Annotated in this window: 1 protein-coding gene; it reads left to right on the top strand. The window is 26.9% G+C overall.

Annotated features, from left to right (window positions below):
• The first annotated feature begins 34 nt into the window (after positions 1 to 34).
• Positions 35 to 2,563, top strand: coding sequence for a class 1b ribonucleoside-diphosphate reductase subunit alpha (nrdE, locus tag RI68_RS01815; protein WP_017192083.1), 2,529 nt, complete (start codon positions 35 to 37; stop codon positions 2,561 to 2,563).
• The last annotated feature ends 236 nt before the right edge of the window (positions 2,564 to 2,799 follow it).

Genomic DNA, 2,799 nt, shown 5'->3' with positions numbered 1-2,799 from the left:
ATTTTTTTAAAAAATAAAATAAAAATGGTGTAAAATGAAAATTATTTTCGATGGACAAAAACAAGGGAATGTTTTCGATTTTGTTGAAAAATTAGGCTTTCCTAAGGAACATGTTAAAAAATTTAATAACAAAGAAGAATTTTTTTTAGTCACTAAAACAGTTAAATTTGGAGAAATTTCTAATGAAATAGAAAAATTTTTAGAAAAAAATTCTCATTTAGCGATTGGAGTGGCCGTTTCTGGAAATAAAAACTATGGTTCTAATTTTGGAAAAGCAGGAGAATTAATTTCTAAAAAATTTAATATACCTTTAATATTAAAATTCGAAGGAAAAGGGTTTTCTGAAGATATAGATTTTTTACAAAAATGGTTAAAAAACTATAAAAAAGAAAATAAAAAAATGGATAAAAATATGTATCAAAATAAAAATGATATAAAAGAAATAAAAAAAGAATCTTTCAATTCTGATAAAAGTAAAATTCCTCAATGGAAAATTTTAAATAACGAAATCATTGATGAAGAAGGGAATATCAAAGATTTAAACAAAGATAAAGAAGCGGTAAAATATTATTTCTTAGAAGAAGTGAATCCTAAATTAAAAAGATTTTCTTCTTTAAAAGAAAAATTAACTTTTTTAACTGAAAATAATTATTATGAAAAAACTTTTTTAGATTTATATAATTACGAACAAATTAAAACTGTTTATCAAATAGCTTATGCTAAAAAATTCCGTTTTCCTTCTTTAATGGGATCTTTTAAATTTTATAATGATTATTCTTTAAAAACTCGCGATAAAAAACATTATTTAGAAACTTATGAAGACCGTTTAGCGATTAATGCTTTATACCATGCTTCAGGAGATTTTGAGTTAGCGAAAACTTTAATCAAAAATTTAATTCATCAAAACTTTACACCTGCGACACCGACTTTATTAAATACTGGTCTTAAAAAAAGAGGCGAATTTGTGTCTTGTTTTTTATTAGAAGCAGGTGATTCTTTAAATGATATTGCTCGTATTATGGAATTTTCTATGCAACTTTCTAAAATAGGCGGCGGAGTTTCTATTAATTTAACTAATTTAAGAGCAAAAGGCGAAACTATTAAAGGAGTTAATAACGCTTGCAAAGGGATTATTGGTGTTGCTAAACTTCTTGATCATGGTTTCCGTTATGCAGACCAAATGGGTCAAAGATTAGGGGCTGGAGCAGCTTATTTAAATATTTTCCATGCTGATATTGAAGATTTTTTAAATTCTAAAAAATTAAACGCTGATGAAGATGTACGTTTGAAAACTTTATCTTTAGGAGTGGTTATTCCTGATAAAATGATTGAATTAGCGAGAAATAACGAAATAATGGCTCTTTTCTACCCTCATAGTGTTTATTTAGAATATGGACTTAATTTCGCTGATATCAGCATTGAGATAGACAAATGGTACGATATTTTAGTTAAAAACCCTAATGTGAAAAAAAGATATGTTAATCCTCGTAATTTATTAGAATTAATCGCTCAACTTCAAGGTGAATCTGGTTATCCTTACATTATGTTCGCTGATAACGTAAACAATAAAAATACTTCTGCAGATAAAATTAAATTTTCTAATTTATGTACTGAAATTCTTCAACCTTCCATCACTTCTCATTACGCTCCTTATGATGAAAGAAAAGATGATCAAGTAGGGATGGATATTTCTTGTAATTTATCTTCCGGTCATATGGGAAATATGATTAAAAATAATGCTATTAAAGAAACCGTTTTTTCCGCTATGGAAATTATGAACTCCGTTTCTTTAAAAACTAATATCGGTTATGTTCCTGGGGTAGCAAAAGCGAACCGTCTTAACCGTAGTGTTGGTTTTGGTATCATGGGTCATCACGGTTATATCGCTGAACAATTGATTTCTTATGGTAGTGAAGAAGATTTAGAATTAATCGATGTTTTCTTTAACGTTGTTAATTACTATTCTTTATTACATTCTAATATGAAAGCTAAACAAACCGGAAAGAAGTTTTATCAATTTGAAAAATCAACTTATGCAGACGGAAAATATTTTGCTGATAAAAAAGCTATTTATCCTACTTTAAATAAGGTTAAAAAAATATTTGAGGGAATCTATTTGCCAACTGATAAAGACTGGTTAGAACTAAAAGAAAACGTGATTAAACATGGTTTATATAACTCACATAGATTGGCTGTAGCTCCTAATGGATCTATTGGTTATATTATGTCTGCTACCCCATCTTTAACTCCTATTAAACAATTAGTGGAAGAAAGAACTTATGGCAATTCTAAAACTTATTTTCCTGCTCCTTCTTTGGCGGAAGTGTCCTTTATGTATAAAACAGCCTATAAAATGGATAATTATAAAATAATTAATGTTATTGCTATGGCTCAAAAACATATCGATCAAGGGATTTCTTTTGAATTATGTATTACTTCCGAGATAAATACTAGAGAATTACAAAAATATTATTTATACGCTCATCATAAAGGTATCAAAACCCTTTATTATACTAGAACTCAAAAATTAAAAGTTAAAGAATGCGAATCTTGCGGAGTTTAAGTTTGAAAAAAGTTTATTCAATAAATAAAAAAATTTTTAATTTTTAAAAAATTATTTCGAAAGGCGAGTTTAAATGGAAGAAAAAGAACTACCAGAACAACAAATTTGGGATCAAATTTTAAAAGATTTGTCTCTTATTTATAGTAACGAAGTTTTTGAAGAAACTTTTTCTAATATTAAAACTCCATATAAAATAGAAGATAGAATTATTTTTATTTTAGTTGAAAATGATTTTA

The sequence above is a fragment of the Vaccinium witches'-broom phytoplasma str. VAC genome (assembly GCF_000309405.1).
In the GTDB taxonomy this organism is placed as follows: Bacteria; Bacillota_I; Bacilli_A; order Acholeplasmatales; family Acholeplasmataceae; genus Phytoplasma.
This window is presented reverse-complemented; position numbering and strand designations above follow the sequence as displayed.